The organism is Micromonospora sp. NPDC005707 (genome assembly GCF_040631005.1).
In the GTDB taxonomy this organism is placed as follows: Bacteria; Actinomycetota; Actinomycetes; order Mycobacteriales; family Micromonosporaceae; genus Micromonospora.
This window is the reverse complement of record NZ_JBEXYR010000017.1, coordinates 38,650-57,617: the sequence shown is the minus strand read 5'-3', so window position 1 is coordinate 57,617 and position 18,968 is coordinate 38,650. Positions and strand designations below refer to the sequence as shown.

Below are 18,968 nucleotides of genomic sequence, written 5' to 3'. Positions count from 1 at the left end.
AGAAGAGCTGCGAGACAACCCTTAGTCCTGGGTGACGGCTGACGTTGGCGAGCAATGAGGTGAGCCAGGGTCAATACCGTGGCATGCATGGAATCGCCCACTCGTGCGCTGCCTATGTCCGATCTGCGGGCCATGTTCGGCGTGTTGGTGACCGTCCACGGGAGACCGCTCATCGGCAATGGCGGATGCCCAGCATCTGGCGTCGGCATCGCAGGCAATGCAGATCGTGGCCGTATCCGGCGCCGTCGGTGTTCTATGGGATCAACTCAGCCACGGAAAGCGCCTCGTCCAGCCGGCCAGCGGCCAGGTCGTCGTGACGGATCACGAAACTCCCGTCACTCCGGTAATAGAACTCGTTTTCTACGGGAAAGCGGGCGAGCGACACCCACTCAATCGTCAGCCGGTGCGTCTCCTTCTCCACATGGGAATACCATTTCGCGACCGGGATGACGATCTCGCCGGTCTTCTCGCGCCACGCGAGGGTCTGCTCCGCAATGCTCTTGATCACCTCCTCGTCGGCATACCCGCCGATATAGGCGCTGGCGTACCCCTTGTCAGGCGGCCAGAGATCGTTGGCCAGAGCACAGAGTTCGTCAAGGTGCGGCAGGTCACGCTCGAGGTCACGGGCCAACTGCTGCTGGAAAGGCGACAGGTCGTCCTCGTCCTCGTCGTCCTCGTCGTCGGCCCCGAACCAATCGGGGAACTCCGCGCGCAGCGTGGCGCCGACGTCGTACTGCTTGTCGACGAACGCGTCGTCGGTGGATCCTGCCGCCACCTCGGTCTCGGTGCCGGCCGGCACATACACGACCCGCCCGTACCGCCGCTCCCCGGTGGCAGCGGCCTGCTCGTGGTTCAGGAAGAACAGCAGCGAGCCGTCTGCCGGCAGGCCGAAGCCGTCGACTCTTGGCAGCGCCGCACAGTCGACCGAGAAGATGAACGGCAACGGACTGACCCCGTCGGACGGCCAGTCCATGCCCACCGGCAGCCGGGGCAACCCACCGAACTGCCCGACCGGACCACCGCTGGATCCTCCGCTCAACCGGATCGACAAACGGAGGTGCTGGATGAACCGGCTGACCTCGTCGTCCGGGATGCCCAACGCGAGCGCTGCACGACGAAGCTGCCCCTGATGATCCATAGCGCAACATGGTGCCACGTGGGCGAGCCCGGCGACCGGGTGCCCCACGGCCCGCACGCGCTGTCGTCGGCATCGTTGCCGCCGTGATCGGGTGCGCACATCCCGGCAGAGTCGGACGTTCGGAGACCATGGTCGGACGCGCGCGTCGCGGCGTGAGCGCGCGCCGGGTCGGCCGGTGTGGACTGCTTCCGGATGCCCTGTTACCAGGTTTGGCGGGTGTTACTAGGAGGCGCGGAGTGCTTTCGATGCGGTTTCCCGCACAGTCGGATTTGTGTCGCCGGTCAGTTGGGCTAGCAGCGGACGGGCGGGCGGCCAGCGCCGCAGGTTGGCGGCGAGGGCATTCGTGACGGCAGCGCGTACCCACCAGTCTGGGTCGTCCGCCGTGGACTGGAGGGCGTCGAGCGATTCGCCCAGCAGGCCAAGGCCGGTGGCCGCGTGAGACCGCACCGCCGACTCGGGGTCGGCGAGCAGCTTGCGCAGGGCGGCGGCTGCGGCGGCGGCGCGATCGGAGTTCGCGGCCCTGCGGCCGATCGCCTGGCCCAGCGCGGATCGGACGTACCAAGAGGGATCGGAGGTCAGCGGAACCAGATGATCCACGACCGCAGGCGGGGCCGACCAGGCCAGCAGGAGCACGGCATGGTGCCGGACCCAGGCGTCCGGATCCTGCAAGGCCGCGACGACAAGCTCATATGCCTGTGGGTCCTCGGCCACGCTCGGCAGTGAGTTAACGGCGGTCCGCCGGATTGCCGGATCGGGATCGGCCAGCGCCTCGCGCAGCGTCCCCATGTCGGACGACTCGAACACATAGCCCAGCGCCCACAACGCGGCTCTGCGCAAGTCGGGATCATTGCTGGCGAGCACCGGGAGGATGACGGCCCGGCAGCCGGCCCGGTCGGCTCGCATGACCGCACCCAACGCTCTGCCCAGTCGTTCCCCGTCATCGTCGTCCTCGCCGCGCAGCGCGCCAGCGAAAACCCGCAGGAGCAGCGGGAACACCTCGGCCCCGGACAGTCCGGCCAACACGTGCGCCATCAGGTCCCGGCCATACCAGTTGCGCTCGCGCGCGTAGCGTTCCAGCGCGGCCTGCACGGACGCTGCCGCCGAGCGATCACCGCTCGCCGCCAACTCCCGCACGAGCGGCCACGGATCATCATCCAGCGTGCCGTCGGCGTACCGGAACAGGTCGGCCAGTGTCACCGGGACCTCCAAGCCTGAGGTGGAGCGTAGACCGGGACCTGTCTCCCGCCGGTCCAACGCCCGCATGGCGGGGGCCAGCGTATCTCCGTCGTCACCGCGCCGATTCCAATGTCCGGCGCACGCATCCCGGCAGAGTCGGGCGGTAGCAGCTGGGCGCGCGGTCGGCGGCAGATGAGTGCGTTGCAGTGGGCGAGCCTTAGCTGACGTTAAGCAGCAGGACCTCATTCGGCTGCAACCCGGACAACGTGTCGTGGAGAAGCTCCAGGCCGTCCACGGCGGCCATCCCGGCCTCCTCGAATCCGAGACGTTTGTTCTCGAAGTAGGCCCGGAGCTCGTCTTCGCGATGCGCGTCGGGAGCGAGCTTGCCCAGATACTTCTTGTGCACCGGGGTGAGCAGGAGTGTCTCACCGTAGACCCTGTTGATGGCCGACGACTCAGCTCTGAGATCCGAGCGCCGCAGTCGTACGCCGCGATGCTGTAGGTAGTCCACCAGCGCCAGCACGCAGTATCCCGACCACTCGTATCCAGGCCGCACGGGACGTGCATGCTCAGCCAGGACCTGAAAGAACGCGGCGCTTCGGTCGGTGGTGGCGCTGGAGCGAGGCAATCGAGCCCACCACGACGTCCGGTCGACCAGACCGGCCAGTTCCACCACCCGGTCTCGATCGAGCACGTACAGCGATGCGATCGCCGACACCCAAAGGCCTCCCCACCTAGCGGTTGGTCCGACAGCATAGTGACGCGCTCATCGGCAGATCCGGATGCCGACCGGAACTCCGGCTCAGACAGTCGTCTGGTGCCAGCGGAACTGCTCGTCGGGTACTTCGCGACGATCGAGCACGCCCGCTTCGGAGAGAGCCAGCAGTGCGTCATGGAGCCCGTCGCCCAACGCGCCGCTGGTCCAGAAGACATGCTTCACCTCGACGAAGTCACAGCCTGCGAACAGGCCAAGTGTCCTTCCCAGCGCGAACGCCGCTCCATCCCAGTCGGTCCAGTCCGAGAGGTCATCCGCGAGTGCCATGTTGAAGTGTGGAGCGGGACCGACTGTCAGGTCGAAGGTGCCTACCGGGCGAAGCGGTTCCGTGGACTGGTCTGACGCACTGTTCTCGGCACGTCCGGATGCAAGCTCATCACAGATGAGGGTGTAGTTGAGGTCTGAAGCCGCCGGTCTCGAGCAGGGACTCAGATCGGTCAACGGCGCACCCGATAGCGCAGGTGAAGCACCCGGTTGCCCTGAACAACTACGTCTGGGCCTTCCAGCAGGTGCTGCGCGTCGACGGAGCCGAAGTAGCGCTTACCGGACCCGAGCACGACGGGTGCGACGTCCATGCGTACCTCGTCGACCCAACCTGCCGCGAGCGCCTGGCCGCCGACGTCGCCAGCAGCGAACTCGACAGTGCGGTCACCCGCAAGCTCCCGCGCCTTGGCCACGGCCGCCTCGATGCCGTCGACAAAGTGGAACGGCGCTTGGAGGTCCCAGCCCTCGGGCGCACCCCGGTGACTCACCACGACCACTTGGTCGATCCCACTCGGAGGCGTCCCATCCCACCCGTCGGTGATGTCGAAGGCGTGACGGCCGGCAATGGTCACCCCGACCTCGTCCCAGTACGGCCGGACGTAGTCGAACGAAGCCTGCGACACCTTCAGAACGCCACTCTCGTCCAACGGCACGTCACCGCTGACCAGCCACTCGAAGATCGGACCGGGATCGTCGTTCTCAGCCGCGATGAAACCATCCACCGAAACCGACGCGTTCATGACCACTTTCCCCATGGGATCCTCCTCTGTCTGGAATCCCAAGTCTTGTGCGGCGTGAGCTGTCGCTCTTGTACGAAATCAATCGGCTGGGAGCGGCCAGCCGTCCAGGACGTGGTCGGGATGATCGCGCAGGAACCGGCGCCGGACTTCGGCGTACCGGGTCGGCGTGAGCCCGGTGAACTCCCGGAACTCGCGCACGAAGTGGGCCTGGTCGAAGTAGCCCGCGCCAGCGGCAACGTCTCCCCAGTCGATCGGTGCAGCGACGTCGAGCGCCAACACGGTGGAGCTGAAGCGGTAGCTGCGAGCCAGCCGTTTTGGCGTGACACCGACTACGGCCTTGAACCGCTTCGCCAAATACGTGCTGCTGGCGCGGGCCGCCACACCGATGTCGCTGATCGGCACTGTCCCGCCTGTCGCCGCGACGGCGCTGCTCATTTGGCGGACCAGGTCAAGACCGTCGATCACCCGCAGCCGTCGCACCAGGTCCTCCTCGAGCAACATCAGCATTTCGTGCGGTGCGTCCGTCAAGGTCAGTCGGTGTCGCAATTCAGCGATAGCGGGCTGGCCCCAGATCTGCTCCACCGTCGCAGGTCGGTCGCACAACTCGAACGCGGGCATCGAAAGGAACGGTGCCAGGCCCCACGGCCTGAAGTGGACGCCCACGGACCGGGTCGGGGTTGGGTAGCTGAACTCCCACGCACGCGTGGGTGTGCTAACCGCGCAGCCGTCGGCGTACTCCACAGCGTCTACGTCGGTGCCTGCGCGGATGAGAAACGGCGCCCCGAGGTTGACGATGAGCAATGGCGCGGGCGCCGCCGGCAGCATCAACCGGGAGTACGGCGGGGCGCCCTCCAGGTAGTAGAGGTCGTCGATCAGCCCGTCCAGCGGCGGACCGGGCATTCTGGACACATACTCCACGCCGACATTATCGCCGACGGCCCATCCGGCATCACGCGCCGCCGCCAGCATCGAGCCGGCGCCGATCCCTGACGGGCGCCCTGGCGCACTTCGGTCCCCAACTACACCCCACGTTGTTAAGAGCCTTGGCGGCACAACGGCGACCGCGGTGGAGCACGCTTGAAGGGCGCATACAACCGGGCTCGGCGCGCCGTCGAACGCCATCGCACCCGAGGCACCCGATCGGCTCGAACGCCGCCGAACGTGCTTCGCGTGGCCTCGTCGCCGACCTCAACGTGATCGACGACGAGCACGGTCTGATCGACACGAATTGCCGCGAGCAGGTCTGGGACACCTCCTGCAACCTAGCCAGACGCCTGCCTGTGCCCGCGACCCGAGTCACGAGTTGGTGTGACGAAGGCCGGCGCTTCTGAACTCCGACGGACTTTCTGGCTGGCGGCGGACTCGTGATCGGCGGACGTAGGAGACCGTCGTCACCACGAGCAGCACCGCACCGACAAAGAAATAGGTGTTGATCCCAAGGCCGGCCCAGAGCTCAGCCGTGGAGATGTCTTCCGCCCCCACAAAACCGCCTCGGCGGATACCGGTAGCCATGAGCAGGTTTTCGGCCATCCCAGGAACGCCTCGGACGACGAGTAGCGTGCTGCCGAACCACAGCGGCGTGAGGAGCACCCACCGAGGGACACGTCGTCCCCATGGCCGGACGGTGGCCATCACGACAGCCGTCCCGACGGCCGCCATGAGGATGAGAACGATGTTGAAGATCACGTACGCCCTCAGATCCCACGGCCCGTCACCGGTCGGATCGTCACCGGGGAAGATCACCACTACCACGTGGGACACGACGAAGAAGACCAGCCACGCGACCATGCCGTACGCCCATCGAGCGCTGCCGTGAACTCTCATGCCACCAAGATCGTCGACTTGGGCGCCAGGACGCCTCCCCTCCTCGGGGGACTCACCTCCCCCCAGGGAAGGAGGTTCGATTACTCGATCAACGCAACGTGGCGTGATGGCAGATGTGATTCGTGTGGCGGTTCCACGTGGCGCGTCCGGCTGGCGTCAGGTCAGCCGTAGGTTGTGCTGTTCGAGGGCGGCCTCGATGATGTTCAGTGCTCTCGGACCCATGCCGTGCAATCTGGCAAGCTCTGCGCGCGGCACACCCGCGAGCTGGCGCAGCGCGGTGTAGCCGGCGGCGTTCAGCGCCCGCGTCGCCGGTGCGCCGATCTTCGGCAAGGTGTCAAGGGACGAATCCACCGCTCGATGCTAGACCGCCGATCCCACGCCCGATGCGCTCGTCGCAGCAGATGAGGATGAGGTGAGCCCTACCTCTATGGAGGCCGACCCTCGGCCGGCTGACCCGGTAGTGGCTCGGCCGGCAGCGGGGCCGGGCCGACGGTGAGGCCAGGGCGGGCCAGCACCGACGTCGGTGTCGGTGTGCGGTGGCATGATGCTCGGCATGACCAGCCAGACTGATCTTGCGGCGGCTGCCCGTGAGCACCTACCGGCAGGCGTCGCCGACACCTGGATGTCGCTGCTGCGGCCGGGAATCCGGCTGATCATTGACGGCGACGGCGACGGCGACGGCAACGGGCCTGCGGTCGGATACCTGGGCGGTGAGCCGGAGCTGCCCGACGACGTGGCGTGGCCGGTCTGGGAGGGGCACGGGCCGTTGAGCTTCATCGCCTCCGTCGACTGCGCAGCGCTGCCACCGGTGGCCAGCGAGATGGGGCTGCCGGTCGACGGCCGGCTTCTGTTCTTCTACTTCGACGGCCAGTACGACGACGGCGATGCGATGGTCTTCGTCAGCGATCCGGAGTCTCAGGCCGGCGCCCGCGTCGTGTACGTGCCTGCCGGCGAAGCCAGTGCGCAGCGGGCGACTCCCGAGGGCATCGAACCCTACAAGCGCATTCGGCTCGCCTCGCGTGCGGTGTCGACGGCGCCCTCGTACGACCATCCCGTGCTGCACGACGCGTTCGGGACCGGGTTCAGCCAGGCGGCAGAACCGGAGCATCCGCTTCGACGCCAGGAGTTCTGTTCGGCGATCAGTTGTGGCGAGGGCCCGCTGCACCAACTCGGCGGCTACGCCTCGCCGGTGCAGGGCGACGTCGAGTACGAGGTCGCGCAGGCGGCACTGGGTGGCAGCGTCGACTGGCAAGACCCCGCACTCGCCTCCGAGGCCAGCCGATGGCTGCTGCTGGCCCAGTTCGACAGCGACGACAACGCGAACATGATGTGGGGCGACGTCGGGATGCTCTACTGGCTCATCCGACCCGACGACCTCGCTGCCCGGCGATTCGACCGAGCCATGTTCACCTGGCAGTGCTGCTGACCGCGGTCTGCGGCGGGTCCGTGCACCCGACCTTGGCCAGCCGGTGCCGCGCGACGTGCGATTAGGGTCTGCGCATGGGGGATGACATCGTTCTGCGGCTCGACCGCGCAACCGCCGAAGATCTGTACGTCGCGTTGTACGAGGCCGGAGAGCACATCGCGGCCGGCGCAGCGATCACTCCGCCCACTGCCGAGGAGGCCGAGCGCCTGGGCACCCTTCTGCGGGACCTGGGTCACGCCCTTGGCCGTCGTTGCTCTCCGTACTGCGACCACCTCTAGTTCGTCGGGGTCGGGCGCGCACAGCGCCAGATGCCCGCGTAGCGAGCTCAGCCGAGGCGCTCGGCCAGCGAGACGATGATCCCCTCAGGCCCTCGGATGTAGGCCATCCGCCAAGCACCCTCGTACTCGCCGATGCCGCCGACCAGTCCGTAGCCCTCGCTCGCTGCCCAATCGACAGCGGCCTGCAAGTCGTTGACCTCGAAGGACACGTTGCGCAAACCCAGCTCGTTGGCCATGGCGGCCGGCGAGCCCGGCACGGAGTCGGGCCGCACGAAGCGCGCGAGCTCCAGGCGGGCACCATCGTCGGGCGACTTCAGCATGACGATCTCGGTGCGGGAGTCGGGAATGCCGCAGACCGTCTCCAAGAACTCGCCCTCGACGAACGTCCTGCCCTCGACCTCCAAGCCGAGCGCCACGAAGAAGGCCGTCACGACATCGAGATCTGCGACGGTGATGCCGACGTGGTCGAAGCGTCGTACATATGCCATGGACCGTGCTCCCGTCGTCGTATCGACCATGTTCTGCCACGGCCTGCGGCGTTCACAGTACCGAGGTCAACCCAGGATGCCGGTCATCACCGTGCGAACGTCTACGTGACGGTTCCGGGGTTTTGGTCTTCCCCGAACGGAGCTTGGCCGGCGGCAGGGCTGTGGTCAGAGCAGCGCGATTTGACCTGGCAGCGGCTCATCCTCGAGGCGACCGTCAAGCTGCCACAGCCGGAGCTGGTCCTCCTCGTGATGGCGGGTGAGCCATCGGCCTGGCTGCTGTGTGGGGTGGACGGCGCCGGATCTGTGGGGGTGCGGATACCGCACCTGGGAGCGGCACCTGAGGCCGCGCGCCGACAGCAGTAGATGGTCCTCGGCGTCGTCCGGCAGGTCTGCGGTGCTGACGTCGATCAGGATCAGTTCGTCGGTGAGGAACACGGCCCGGTCCAGGTGTCGCCAGCTCGCGTGGCATGGTGGCAGGCCCGGCAGATCTTCGAGGTGTCGCTCCGCGATCACGGTGTCGGCGGTGACGTCGCGAACGGACAGGAAGCCGCCGAATGCCACGGTCAGGTACTGGTCCCCTGCCGGGCTGAAAGCAGCGAGGTCGTCACCGGCCAACGGTCGCAGCACGATGTGTTCGGCGTCCAGACCGACGAGCATGGCGGGTGACGGGTCAGGATGGAGCAGCGTCAAGCCGGTCCAGGTGTCCACGGGTCGGTGCACGAACATGGCGGCCTCGGGGCCGGGCAGCGGCGTGCGATGGAGCTCCTTGCCGGTCGTGGCATGGATGGCGACAAGTTCCCTGGTGTCGGCCAGACGAACCCAGAGGATGTGCTCGCCGTCCAGGTGGAAGTCTGCGCCGGCGCTGCCGCCGAGCCGATCCCAGGTGCTGCGCCAATGAACTGCGCCGTGGTGGTCAAGAGCGACGATCTGATGTTCATCGCCCGCCGCGACGAGTTGATCAGTGGCAGCGACGTTCATCTGCGGGTCGTCGAGGGGTACCGCAAGTCGCGCCGCGCGACGCAGCTCGTGGTCGATCAGGTTCACAGTGACGCTGTTGTGTTCGGTGACCACCCAGCCAAGGCCGGTTGCCTGCGTGACATTCCGAATGCCGGGCAGCCGCACCTGGTTGATCAAGCGGGGTTGCATCGCAGCAGCCTAGAGCCAACTCGGCGAGGCCGTTCGGGGGTACCTGCGCGGATCGCGGCTAGATGCGGATGTTCTCGACGGGCCAACAGACCCAGCGCATCGTCGGCCAGGAGGAGATGGTCAACAGACGGGTCGAGGGCCCCTACCCCGATCCTGAGCCGCAGTAGCGCTATGCCAGACGAAGTTTGCCGTGCTCGTCAAGGATGCCAGTAAGCCAGTCGAAGACGGTCGGACCTGTTCCAGCCCTCGCGGCCCTGAGATCAGCTTTGACCAAGGGCCGATTCGACGGGTGGCAGCGATCGAGCCGGAATTTCAGCTGTCTCGCCGTCTCGGTGTATCCAAGATTGCGCCTGGAAACCTCGTGGTGACGCCACTCGAAGACGTAGTCATCGTCCTCGGGGGCGCCCATCCCTCCGTGCAGACAGTCGTGGAGCGCGTCGAGGTTCCGGCCGAAGTGCCCGCCCGGACCATTCACGGCTTCGCCGATCACTCGCCAGAAGTCCTCCAGCGTCTGCACCCGCCTCCCGTCGATTGCGTACACCGTCGTCACGCGGCAAGTGTCGGCGTCCCCCGACCGCGAGGCAAGCTAACCGTCTTCCCTCACGCTCGGCCCATGGTCAAGCGATGCAGCGCGGTCAGCAGCAGATCCGGATACGTGACCTTGGCCAATCCGCACGGCGGCGGTGGCAACAGCCGTGACGGTGACATCCGGGTCATGGATCAGGCCGGTCAGGCGGCCGGTTTGCTGGTGGGCGACCGGTGGCCTCCGTGGGACGCGACCAACGCGTCTGCCACGATTTGAGCGTCAGCTTCTGCGACGTCCGCTGGGTACTCCGGTAGCAGGTCGTCCCAGACGACCAGCCACGACCCGTACAATTGGGCCTGTCCTTCGGGCCGAGCGAAGAACCAGACGTGCAGGTGGGCGCCACCATCTCCGATGCGGTAGACGTGGGCCCGCGAGATGTGCGGCAGTGCCTGCATGTGGCGGACGATGCGAGTGCTCAATAGCCCCAGTTCGGCGGCCAGTTCGTCAGGTAGATCCGCCATGTCGTAGTGGGCGCGCGGATACAGCATGAGCACCAGCGGGACGCCCACTCCCGGAATCCGGACCAGCCGCCAGTGATCGTTGAACCAGATCCCTTCGTCCCGGTCGCGGCAGGCGTTGCAGTCCGACGGATCCTCGCCGTGGCGCGCGGGCTCCGGGAGCACCGGCGGGCGCAACGGCGCTACGCGAAGTCCGTCCGGCTCGAACGGACTGATCTCCCATCCCGTCATACGTGCCAACGGGAGCCGGCGCTCGCTGTCCGCGACGGCGACTGCGTGGTCATAGAACTCGTCCGGTCGCAAGGCCATGCGGCGAAGACTAGTACGACAAGATTCCAAGTGATCGCTTGCCCCGTTGTGGCTGTCAGACACTGCCCGATGGTCTCGTACTCGATGGTCCGGATGAACCCGGAGCACCCGCTCGTCGGCACGAGCGGGCGGCGCAGCCCGCCAGGCGACGGTTTACCAGACGTAGCGCCAGGTCGGCGGCAGATGCGGATGTCAGCGGCGGCCAGGGCCCGGCGTGCGATAGTTGCGCGCGTGACGTTTCCGCTCGAAGCGCTGTCCGTTGCGGTTACGGCCCGTGCCGAGACTTGGGCGCGACTTGAGATGCGCTGGCACGCTCGCCCAATCCAACCGAACTAGGGCAAGCCGGTCGTAAGCGTCGACTTCGAGGCTTCGGCGTGGCTCGCTCAGGTCACGATCTGGCTCAGCGGCGAGGCGGACTTGGACACGGTCCGCCTGGCTGACGACAGGATCGTCAACATGCGCTACGAACTTACCGGCCACGACGATCTCGAAGTAATGCTCGACGAGTTCGTCGGTCTGCTCGTCGACGACAGGATTCCCGGCGCAGCATTCGTCGCCCAGTGGCCGGGAACGACCGCCTGACCGTGCGCGCCGATGCACGCTCATCGACAGTTGCGGACATCATCGGCTCCACCGGGCCGGTCACGGACCGTGAGGAGCGGCCACCTGCTGCGCGCACGAACGGCGGCAGAAGAGGACGTCGGTGTGCTTTTGCCGCATCGTCCACGGCTGAACCGACGAGGCGCTCCCCCTACCGAGTGGCCAGACGGATTGTCGAGGAGAACCCCTTTGCCTGCTCCCCGACTACACCGGTGGTCCACACCGACCGATAGAAGTCCCACCAGCCAGTCAACGAGCCCACAATCACCTGGTTGATGCTGGCTCGCGCCTGCCGGAACTCCTCCTCCGTGTTGATTTTGGGTACCAGGCCCGGCTCTGCGGTCATGATCTCGCTGACCATATCCAGCCACAGAAAATGCGGTGCACGCCCCATCTGCGGCTGTTCACCTAACGAGTCAAGGAAGTAGAATCGACCGGCGTCACCGAAGCGCTCAAGTGCAGCTAGCGCGACTGCTAGAATCTTGTCGCCGTCAACCCGTGCAGCCTTCTCTTGCACATCGCCTGGCGCAGTTCCGCTGTTCAGGTTGAGCAGGTCACGAGCCGTCTTGTCGGCAGTCGCCACGCGGTGGCCGATGTCTCGCCTCATGTATCCCTGCCTCGGCCACGGATTGCCGCTGTCGAGATGGGCGAGCCCGATCGTCAGCTTGAGCAGCTTCTCGGCGCCGAGGGCGAGCAGCGACATGGCGGCGACGGCGGCGGCGGTGTAGTCACGGGTGATGTTCTCGGTGATCGCTAGGCCATGGGAAAAGAGCACGGCCGCGTCGTTGGCCTCGTTGTCGAGGTTGATGTTCCACCTGCTGCCCGGTGAGTTCATGATCCGAGGGTAGGGGTACAGTCCAGCGACTCTGGCCCCGCACGCAGTCTCGCTACGCAGTGCCGTCATGCTGCTGATCAGGTCGGCAGCCAACCGAGGGGCTTGGCCTCAACACGGATTGTGATGCCCCTGTCTGCACGCAGCACCATCAGCTCGGCAGATCCGTACACCTACAGCGCCGCTGGCGGTGGTCAGCGTCCCCCATCCGGCAGGTTTCTGCCGGACCAGCTCATTCAAGCCGCATTCTTCCGGAACGCATATGAATTGTGACGTTACGGTTCATCTCGTCGGCGCCGATTTTTTCGGAGAGCACCGCAAAGCCTTCGAAATACCCTAGGTAGTAGCCGACGTCTCGCAATTCGCGTTCGGCAATGATGCAGGGCTCAAGTTTTTTCCACAATGCTGCGCAGCCGAATCCGAAGAAGGAGATCATGGGTCTGGCGGGTACCAGTCGATGTCCCACTAGAAGGCCAACATGATCGAAATACTGGGCGACTCGTTCGCTAGGCGCCCTAAGGTCGTCAGGTAGATTCCTTAGCGCTGGCGCAGCGCCGACGGGAAGATCTTCCATCTGAAAGACCGCTCGTCGCGCCGACCTTAGCTCGTCTGTCCGATATTCCTCGAATAGCTTTAAAACTGCCGCTACAGCGTTCGCGTTTCTTGCAGAACGCCATTGTCGCCGTCCGGCGACTACGGCCACCGCCAAGGCGACGGACGAAATTATCACGGGAAGTACGTCCAAAACGACATCGATCACGGCCACGAAGTGTGCCGCACGATGAGGGCGAAAATGTGAGTCGTGTCGGATTCCTGACAGCTGTCTTGCGCCCCCGTTATTGCGTGACGGTGCGGCGTGAACTGCAACAGAGCTTCCCGACGTCCCAAAGATCTGTCTCGTAACGCCACCGGACAAAATTGAAATCAGTTGGACTGACGAAGCTCCTTGATGGCGCACTCAATTCGGCAAATGAGTGCGTTGCAGTGGGCGAGCCTAGCCGACGTTGAGCAGCAGGACCTCGTCCGGTTGCAATCCGGACAACGTGTCGTGGAGAAGCTCCAGGCCATCCATGGCCGCCATCCCGGCCTCCTCGAATCCGAGACGTTTGTTCTCGAAGTAGGCCCGGAGCTCGTCTTCGCGATGCGCGTCGGGAGCGAGCTTGCCCAGATACTTCTTGTGCACCGGGGTGAGCAGGAGTGTCTCGCCGTAGACCCTGTTGATGGCCGACGACTCAGCTCTGAGATCCGAGCGCCGCAGTCGTACGCCGTGACGCTGTAGATAGTCCACCAGCGCCAGCATGCAGTGTCCCGACCACTCGTACCCAGGCCGCACGTGGAGTGCATGCTCAGCCAGTACCTGAAAGAACGCGGCGTTTCGGTCGGTGGTGGCGCTGGAGCGAGGCAACCGAGCCCACCACGACGTCCGATCGACCAGACCCGCCAGTTCCACCACCCGGTCTCGATCGAGCACGTACAGCGATGCAATCGCCGACACCCCAACGGCCTCCCCACCTAACGCTTGGTGCGACAGCATAGTGACGCGCTCATCGGCACGAGCGGACGCTGACCGGGCGCGCCGTCTGCGGCAGATGCGTGCGTTCGTCGTGCAGGAAGTCGCGCGGCCCGGGCGTCAGCTTATGGAAGGTCGGGATCTCGGTCCTCGGCCATGAATCGCTCGCCCGTTTCGTCGTCGACCAGCGAGTTGTCGACCAGCCATTCAATCGCCCGCCGCTTTGCGCGCACATGGCGGAAGGCGTACCACGCCGGCAGCAGGTGCGGATACTCCTCGTGCAACTCGTCCTTGAACCGGCGGAAGGCACCCTTGCCCTGGATAGCTCGCGCCAGTCGGCGGCCGGCCGCCGCGTCACTGATCCTCTCAGCGAAGTCGGCCATGTCCTGGTACCAGACGTAGGACGGCAGCGGGTCGATGCCCACCAGGTCGAGTTCGTCTAGGTCGACGGGCGTGTGCCCGTCGAGGCCGCCGTCCGTCGTCCAGACCACGATCTCGCCAGTCTGCGGGTTGATCAGCCATCGATGCTCGTAGTCGGTCTGGTCCTGGAGCGCGGTGGCGATCTCCTCCAGGTCTAGCCTGCTCAGGTCAAGCATCCGGCCACCATAAACCCGCTTCCATCCGCGCATCCACCAGCGACCGCGCGACCAGCGGCAGATGTGCGCAGCTCATCAACCGACGTCGTCTCGTTGTCTGAGCAACTGACGCAGTGCCGCCGGTCAGTCCCACCAGCGCGGTCGTCCACGCCCGGGTCGAAAACCCTGGCCGTTGCTGGCGACAGCGGGACGAGGAGGCGGCATTTTGCCTTCTTTGCCGCGCACGCGCACGACATGGCGGCCGTGACCCTCGCCGAGGTCGCCGATGTCGAGCCGGCGCGGGCTGCGAGGATCGGCCGGTGAACGGCGATCTGTTTGCGGCGACAGCACGACTCCGGGAGGCGTTTGCCCGGTACCCGGGCAGGACGCTGCTCGATGGCTGCCCGCATTGCCGGGGGCCGAGACCGGTCGACGATCATGACTTGTTCTCGCTGACCGTCAGCCTCGGCAACACGGTCGGCAGCCGCGACGACCTGAAGAGCCTGCTGCCCCTGCTGCTGGAGAGCATGGTCACCTCCACGGAACTCGACCCAGCGATCGTGTTGGGCAAGCTGCCTCGTGAGCGGTGGCGCACCTGGCCCGAAGCCGAGCAGGACGCCATTGACGGCTACCTGGATGCGGTGTGGAGGTCGTTGCTGGCGACGTACCCGTCGCAGGTCGGGTCGTTCCTCGACCCGACCACCTTCCTCGACGCGGTCGTCGCCGGCGGCGAGAACGTCACGCGATTCCTCGACATGTGGAACCTCACGCTCAGCTCGGCGGCAGATCGCCACCTGGCCGACACCGTGAACGGGCTCAACTTCGCGGACCGGAGGCCGGCCACGCTGGCCGCCTGGCTGCGCCGTGAGACGGTTCGGGACCGGCTGTATCGGGCATTTGTGCGTGACCACGCCATGTCCTGGGGTGACGACCTGGCGCGGGCCTACGATCTCGTCCGCTCGTAACGACACCTCAAACTGCGGCAGATCCGGATACGCCGGAAGATCTTGACCTGAGCGTCACGGAAGCCGATGTCGAGGCGGGGGAGCACCGTCGGCGATGACGGTCCGGACTGGGCGGCCGTTATGTGGCGTCGAGCGGCAGTGACCGTGGCGGCACGGACGATGGCAAGGAGGCGTTGAGGCGTCGGCCGTGCTCCGGTGGCGGTTCCTCCCGTTCCTCAGCCCGTTTCGTGCTACGTGCCGAGGACTGTTGAGGGCACGCGGCACAGCAGCGTGAAAGGCTCGCGCGAGACCGGTCCAGGGCTGAGGCGGACGTCAGCGGACGCCTATCATCCTTGATCATGATCTCGACCCTGTGGCGGCTGCTCACCCGCCAGATCGATACCAACCTGGCGCAGGACGACGCCGTGCTGCGCGAGGCGTGCATGCAAGCGCGGTACGGCACCGAAACCGGGCCGGCCCGTAAGGCTCTGGCTGCCACCCGGGGTGACTATGACCGTCGGGCACGCTACGTCCGCGTGCTGGCCGAATCGACCGCGGGTGGGCTGGGATCCCGAGTCGACCGTACGACCGGCCGGGTCGACACCGAGGCCGCCTGGACCGACCGCTGGGCAGCGAGCTCGCCCAGCAATCCGGATGCTCAGCTCGTCCGTGCGCAGTCCCTGTCGGCACGAGCCTGGGAGGTGCGCGGCGGGGACTGGGCCGCCAACGTCCGTAGCGGGCAGTGGGCCGAGTTCCACCGCCTGCTGCACCTGGCCGGTCAGGTGAACGACCTGGCAATGCGGCTCGCGCCCGAGGATCCCACGCCGTGGGCGAATCGGCTGGAACTCATGATCGACCAGAGCGCGCCACAGGAGGACATCGAGGAGACGTGGCGTGAGCTGACCCGGCGGGACCCCTGGAATCGTGCGGGGCACATACTCAAGTTGAAATCCCACTGCCGGAAATGGGGCGGCTCGCACGAGGCGATGTTCGGCTTCGCCCGGTCGGTCGCCGCCGAAGCGCCTGCGGGCTCACCGCTGCATCTGCTGCCGGTGCGGGCCGCCGCCGAGTGGGCGCTGTGGGAGCAGGAACGCGAGGCTCCGGGCAGCACGGCCGACGAGATCGGCCAGCGGTGGCGGCAGGATCCGGTCATGCAGTCCGATCTCGACAACGCGCTGTCCCGGTGGTTCCACCAGCCGGCCACCCGGCACGCCGACTGGCTCAACGACGTGAACTTCCTGGCCTACGGGCTGGCCCGCACTGGCCGCGACGCCGACGCAGCGCCGGCCTTCGCGTCGATCGGCCGGTATGTGACCAGCGTTCCATGGTCCTGGTGGGGCGACGTGCGCGGCGACGCAGCCTTCATGCGGGCCCGCCGCCGCGCCCGCCGCGCTGCCTGACCACCCACTCAGTCGGGAACCGTGCGCCGGTCGAAGGGCAATCATCCGGGCAAGGATGGTTGCCCTTCGGCCGTGCCCGAGGTATCGGTGCCCCCGGTCGATCGGCGGCAACGACGACCATGATCTGGCGGCACCAGTGCAGGTACATCGGCACGAGCGGACGCTCACCGGCGCGCGGTCAGCGGCAGCTCAGTGCACCGGGGGCGGCCGCCGGTCTGACTCTTGGTCAATCGAGCGATTTACGCATCTGTTGTGTCACGACGCGATAGCCGGAAGTCTCATACAGCCGAATCGCCCGGGCGTTGTCGCGGAAGACATTGAGCTCCAGGCGACCCACACCACGCGATCGCACCGCGTCCTCGGCAGCGGCCAGGAGCGCGCGTCCGTAGCCGGCTCCGCGGTACGCCTCGTCGACCTCGATGTCGTAGATGAACGCACAGTCGGGCGCGCCGCGCGGATGCGTCAAGCCCAGCCACGACACGCCGACACAGCTGCCGTCGGGAAGCACGGCCCTCAGGAACAGCATTCCGGCAGTCGCGAAGCCGTCCGGCAGCAGGACGTCGTTCGCCTTGGCGGCCAACCCGAGCGCCTCGTCCGCGGGCCAGCTTCCGGCTGCTACCTGCTCATCCGCGAATACTCGGATGGTGCGGTCGCGCCACTGCTCGAACTCGTCCCTCGTCATGTCCCGCACGATCAACTCAGGCACCGCGTGATGGTCCCACACCATTCGGTGGACGGCTGCCCCCGCTGTCCGCGCGAGCATCACGTCGGCCGCATCCATCCATCTCGGCCCGAGAGCGCGAGCGACGCTCCGTCATTCGGCGTCGGGGCGTTCGTCGACTCGGCTCCGTAGGTTGCAGCACGGTGTTCGGGCGTGGCCTTTGACCTCGCGTGCGGACTCGAAGTCTCAGCGAACGACTGTGTGGGCTTCGGTGAGGAAGCGGTCGCGGTCGTCGCCGTGGGCGATCGCCGCGTTGTAGACGGCGTCGATCGCGGCGACCAGCGGATCGTCATTCGCCAGCGCGATCAGTGCGGGAAACGCGGCGGCCTGCTGGAGCGCATCGGTGACGCGACGTGTGCCGGACGCCCTCGCGGGCAGGTGGAGCGTGATGGTGGTGTGCGGCGTCTCGGGATCGGACAGGAGCCGGTTGAACGCGGCGCCACCACTCCGCTCGGTGAAGAGTGGCGGCAGTGGGCGGTCGGCCTCGGCGGCGGCGAGCGCGTCGGCGACCCACTCGATCCGTTCCAGGCCGGCGACCCGCATCGCGCGGCGAGCCGCCCAGCGGGCTGCCTCACGCTGACGGGTGGCGGGCAGCGCGTCGATCCGGTCGAGCAGCGGGCGGTCGATCCGGGCCAGGGATCGCGCCTGGCTGACGAGCCCACGGACCCGGTCCGACGGCGGAGCACCTCCCCACTGCTCGGCGTCGCGTGCGGCCTTCCGGCGGCGGGCGTCCTCGGCTCGCGCGGTCGCCTCGGCGGCCTGCCCACGCAACGTCTCGATCCACGGGTACGACCCCACGGTGTCGAGCAGGTGCTCCCAGAGCAGGCCGAGGGCGAAGGCGTGCCGGCCCAGGACTCCCTCGTGCCGCAGGGTGAAGCCGTCGGGGCCGGAGGTCAGCCGCACGATGCTCGGCTCGTCGTCGGGCAGCGTGTCCAGCGGTTGAGGGAAGATCGGCTCGTCGGCGGCCGCCCACGACCACGTGAGGGTCTCGTCGTCGACCCGATCCAACCGGACCTCCAGGTCGCCGGCGGGCAGCGTCTCCCCGGAGATCTCGACCGGCGCGGGCCGGTGGCGGACCACCGTTACGCGGGGCAGGCCGGAGTCGTCCTCGTACAGGTCGGGTGGCGGCGGAGGCAGGATGGCCGGGCGACCGGACGGTCGCGGTACCAGGGACAGCATGGCCCACTCGGCGGCCTTGGCCGGTTTCTGCTCCCAGTCACGGCCTCGCGGGTCGGCCAGCACCGTACGCCATGGCGTCTCTTCGGACACCGCCCAGATGTGCAGCTCGTGCCGCTCGGGCGGGTCGTCGTCGGTGCGTACGGACTCGTGCAAGCGGTCGCGCGCGTGCACCCGCACCCGGATCAGCCCGCGGGGAACGGCGATGTCGGTGAGGGCCTCCGCGGTGCCGCCCATCAGGCCGACGACCGACAGCCGGCCGCTGGGACTCCAGAGGGTCGCCTCACTGATCGCCTCCCAGCCGACGTCGACCGCCGCCGGAGGCCCGGGCACCACGCGTACGCGTGCCTCGATCCAGCCGGTGTGTATGCCGCAGAAGCCGGTGAACTCATTCGGCCCGCCGACGTGCAGCAGGTCGTCACCGAGCGTGTAGATCCTCAGGCCGAACTCACCCGGCGCGGTGAACACCTGGTACTGGCAGTGACTGACTGCCAGCCGCGCCCAGCCGGTCCCCGACCCCGGAGATCGACGATCCGCGCCGGCCACGTCGTCCACTCCGCGATCCTACGGCCGCCATGATCAGGCTTGCGAGCCACGGCATC

Annotated in this window: 23 protein-coding genes; 5 read left to right on the top strand and 18 right to left on the bottom strand. The window is 66.9% G+C overall.

Annotation, left to right across the window (positions count from 1 at the left end; all coding sequences use genetic code 11):
* Positions 1-253: 253 nt before the first annotated feature.
* From ABZ452_RS27395 to ABZ452_RS27360, 8 genes are all read right to left on the bottom strand, one after another.
* The gene (locus tag ABZ452_RS27395) at positions 254-1,138 is read right to left on the bottom strand and encodes a DUF1963 domain-containing protein (protein WP_357948700.1); all 885 of its coding nucleotides are present in this window, start codon (positions 1,136-1,138) and stop codon (positions 254-256) included.
* Positions 1,139-1,360: 222 nt separating this feature from the next.
* Positions 1,361-2,335, bottom strand: coding sequence for a HEAT repeat domain-containing protein (locus ABZ452_RS27390; protein WP_357948697.1), 975 nt, complete (start codon positions 2,333-2,335; stop codon positions 1,361-1,363).
* A gap of 196 nt (positions 2,336-2,531) precedes the next feature.
* Positions 2,532-3,032: a hypothetical protein gene (locus ABZ452_RS27385; RefSeq protein WP_357948694.1), complete on the bottom strand. Its 501-nt coding sequence runs from the start codon at positions 3,030-3,032 to the stop codon at positions 2,532-2,534.
* 84 nt (positions 3,033-3,116) lie between these two features.
* Entirely contained in the window at positions 3,117-3,356 is a 240-nt protein-coding gene (locus tag ABZ452_RS27380) for a hypothetical protein (protein WP_357948691.1), read from the bottom strand.
* A 170-nt stretch (positions 3,357-3,526) separates the two neighbouring features.
* A complete protein-coding gene (locus tag ABZ452_RS27375) occupies positions 3,527-4,108 on the bottom strand; it encodes a dihydrofolate reductase family protein (RefSeq protein ID WP_357948689.1) in 582 nt (193 codons plus the stop codon).
* 63 nt (positions 4,109-4,171) lie between these two features.
* A complete protein-coding gene (locus tag ABZ452_RS27370; protein ID WP_357948686.1) occupies positions 4,172-5,011 on the bottom strand; it encodes a helix-turn-helix domain-containing protein in 840 nt (279 codons plus the stop codon).
* A 378-nt stretch (positions 5,012-5,389) separates the two neighbouring features.
* On the bottom strand, positions 5,390-5,881 hold the full coding sequence (locus tag ABZ452_RS27365; protein WP_357948684.1) for a hypothetical protein: 492 nt from the start codon (positions 5,879-5,881) through the stop codon (positions 5,390-5,392).
* 192 nt (positions 5,882-6,073) lie between these two features.
* A complete protein-coding gene (locus ABZ452_RS27360) occupies positions 6,074-6,268 on the bottom strand; it encodes a DNA-binding protein (protein ID WP_357948682.1) in 195 nt (64 codons plus the stop codon).
* Between the two features lie 202 nt (positions 6,269-6,470).
* Here ABZ452_RS27360 and ABZ452_RS27355 point away from each other — a divergent pair, with 202 nt between their 5' ends.
* Entirely contained in the window at positions 6,471-7,343 is an 873-nt protein-coding gene (locus ABZ452_RS27355) for a YwqG family protein (protein ID WP_357948679.1), read from the top strand.
* A gap of 74 nt (positions 7,344-7,417) precedes the next feature.
* Complete coding sequence (locus tag ABZ452_RS27350) at positions 7,418-7,621, top strand: hypothetical protein (RefSeq protein ID WP_357948676.1); 204 nt, start codon at positions 7,418-7,420, stop codon at positions 7,619-7,621.
* Between the two features lie 47 nt (positions 7,622-7,668).
* On the opposite strand, the gene ABZ452_RS27345 is transcribed toward ABZ452_RS27350, so the two are convergent.
* The 4 genes from ABZ452_RS27345 to ABZ452_RS27330 form a co-directional block, all read right to left on the bottom strand.
* Entirely contained in the window at positions 7,669-8,109 is a 441-nt protein-coding gene (locus tag ABZ452_RS27345) for a VOC family protein (RefSeq protein WP_357948673.1), read from the bottom strand.
* A gap of 165 nt (positions 8,110-8,274) precedes the next feature.
* Positions 8,275-9,255, bottom strand: a complete 981-nt coding sequence (locus ABZ452_RS27340; RefSeq protein WP_357948671.1) for a hypothetical protein — start codon at positions 9,253-9,255, stop codon at positions 8,275-8,277.
* A 169-nt stretch (positions 9,256-9,424) separates the two neighbouring features.
* Positions 9,425-9,805 (bottom strand): barstar family protein, encoded by a 381-nt coding sequence (locus ABZ452_RS27335; protein ID WP_357948668.1) that lies wholly within the window; start codon positions 9,803-9,805, stop codon positions 9,425-9,427.
* Between the two features lie 179 nt (positions 9,806-9,984).
* Positions 9,985-10,608 (bottom strand): hypothetical protein, encoded by a 624-nt coding sequence (locus ABZ452_RS27330; protein ID WP_357948665.1) that lies wholly within the window; start codon positions 10,606-10,608, stop codon positions 9,985-9,987.
* Between the two features lie 456 nt (positions 10,609-11,064).
* Between ABZ452_RS27330 and ABZ452_RS27325 the strand changes: the two genes are divergently transcribed.
* Complete coding sequence (locus ABZ452_RS27325; RefSeq protein ID WP_357948661.1) at positions 11,065-11,190, top strand: hypothetical protein; 126 nt, start codon at positions 11,065-11,067, stop codon at positions 11,188-11,190.
* 169 nt (positions 11,191-11,359) lie between these two features.
* Here ABZ452_RS27325 and ABZ452_RS27320 read toward each other — a convergent pair whose 3' ends face one another.
* From ABZ452_RS27320 to ABZ452_RS27305, 4 genes are all read right to left on the bottom strand, one after another.
* Positions 11,360-12,043 carry a hypothetical protein gene (locus ABZ452_RS27320; protein ID WP_357948658.1) on the bottom strand — a complete coding sequence of 228 codons (684 nt, stop codon included), beginning with the start codon at positions 12,041-12,043 and terminating at the stop codon, positions 11,360-11,362.
* Between the two features lie 229 nt (positions 12,044-12,272).
* Entirely contained in the window at positions 12,273-12,476 is a 204-nt protein-coding gene (locus tag ABZ452_RS27315) for a hypothetical protein (RefSeq protein ID WP_357948656.1), read from the bottom strand.
* 558 nt (positions 12,477-13,034) lie between these two features.
* Positions 13,035-13,535, bottom strand: coding sequence for a hypothetical protein (locus ABZ452_RS27310; protein WP_357948653.1), 501 nt, complete (start codon positions 13,533-13,535; stop codon positions 13,035-13,037).
* 140 nt (positions 13,536-13,675) lie between these two features.
* Positions 13,676-14,146: a UPF0158 family protein gene (locus ABZ452_RS27305; RefSeq protein WP_357948651.1), complete on the bottom strand. Its 471-nt coding sequence runs from the start codon at positions 14,144-14,146 to the stop codon at positions 13,676-13,678.
* 299 nt (positions 14,147-14,445) lie between these two features.
* Here ABZ452_RS27305 and ABZ452_RS27300 point away from each other — a divergent pair, with 299 nt between their 5' ends.
* Complete coding sequence (locus tag ABZ452_RS27300) at positions 14,446-15,090, top strand: hypothetical protein (protein ID WP_357948648.1); 645 nt, start codon at positions 14,446-14,448, stop codon at positions 15,088-15,090.
* A gap of 338 nt (positions 15,091-15,428) precedes the next feature.
* Entirely contained in the window at positions 15,429-16,469 is a 1,041-nt protein-coding gene (locus ABZ452_RS27295) for a DUF4034 domain-containing protein (protein WP_357948646.1), read from the top strand.
* 226 nt (positions 16,470-16,695) lie between these two features.
* Here the strand turns inward: ABZ452_RS27295 and ABZ452_RS27290 are convergent, their stop codons facing one another.
* Positions 16,696-17,175 (bottom strand): GNAT family N-acetyltransferase, encoded by a 480-nt coding sequence (locus ABZ452_RS27290; protein ID WP_357948644.1) that lies wholly within the window; start codon positions 17,173-17,175, stop codon positions 16,696-16,698.
* A 201-nt stretch (positions 17,176-17,376) separates the two neighbouring features.
* A complete protein-coding gene (locus tag ABZ452_RS27285; protein ID WP_357948641.1) occupies positions 17,377-18,921 on the bottom strand; it encodes a hypothetical protein in 1,545 nt (514 codons plus the stop codon).
* Positions 18,922-18,968 lie beyond the last annotated feature (47 nt).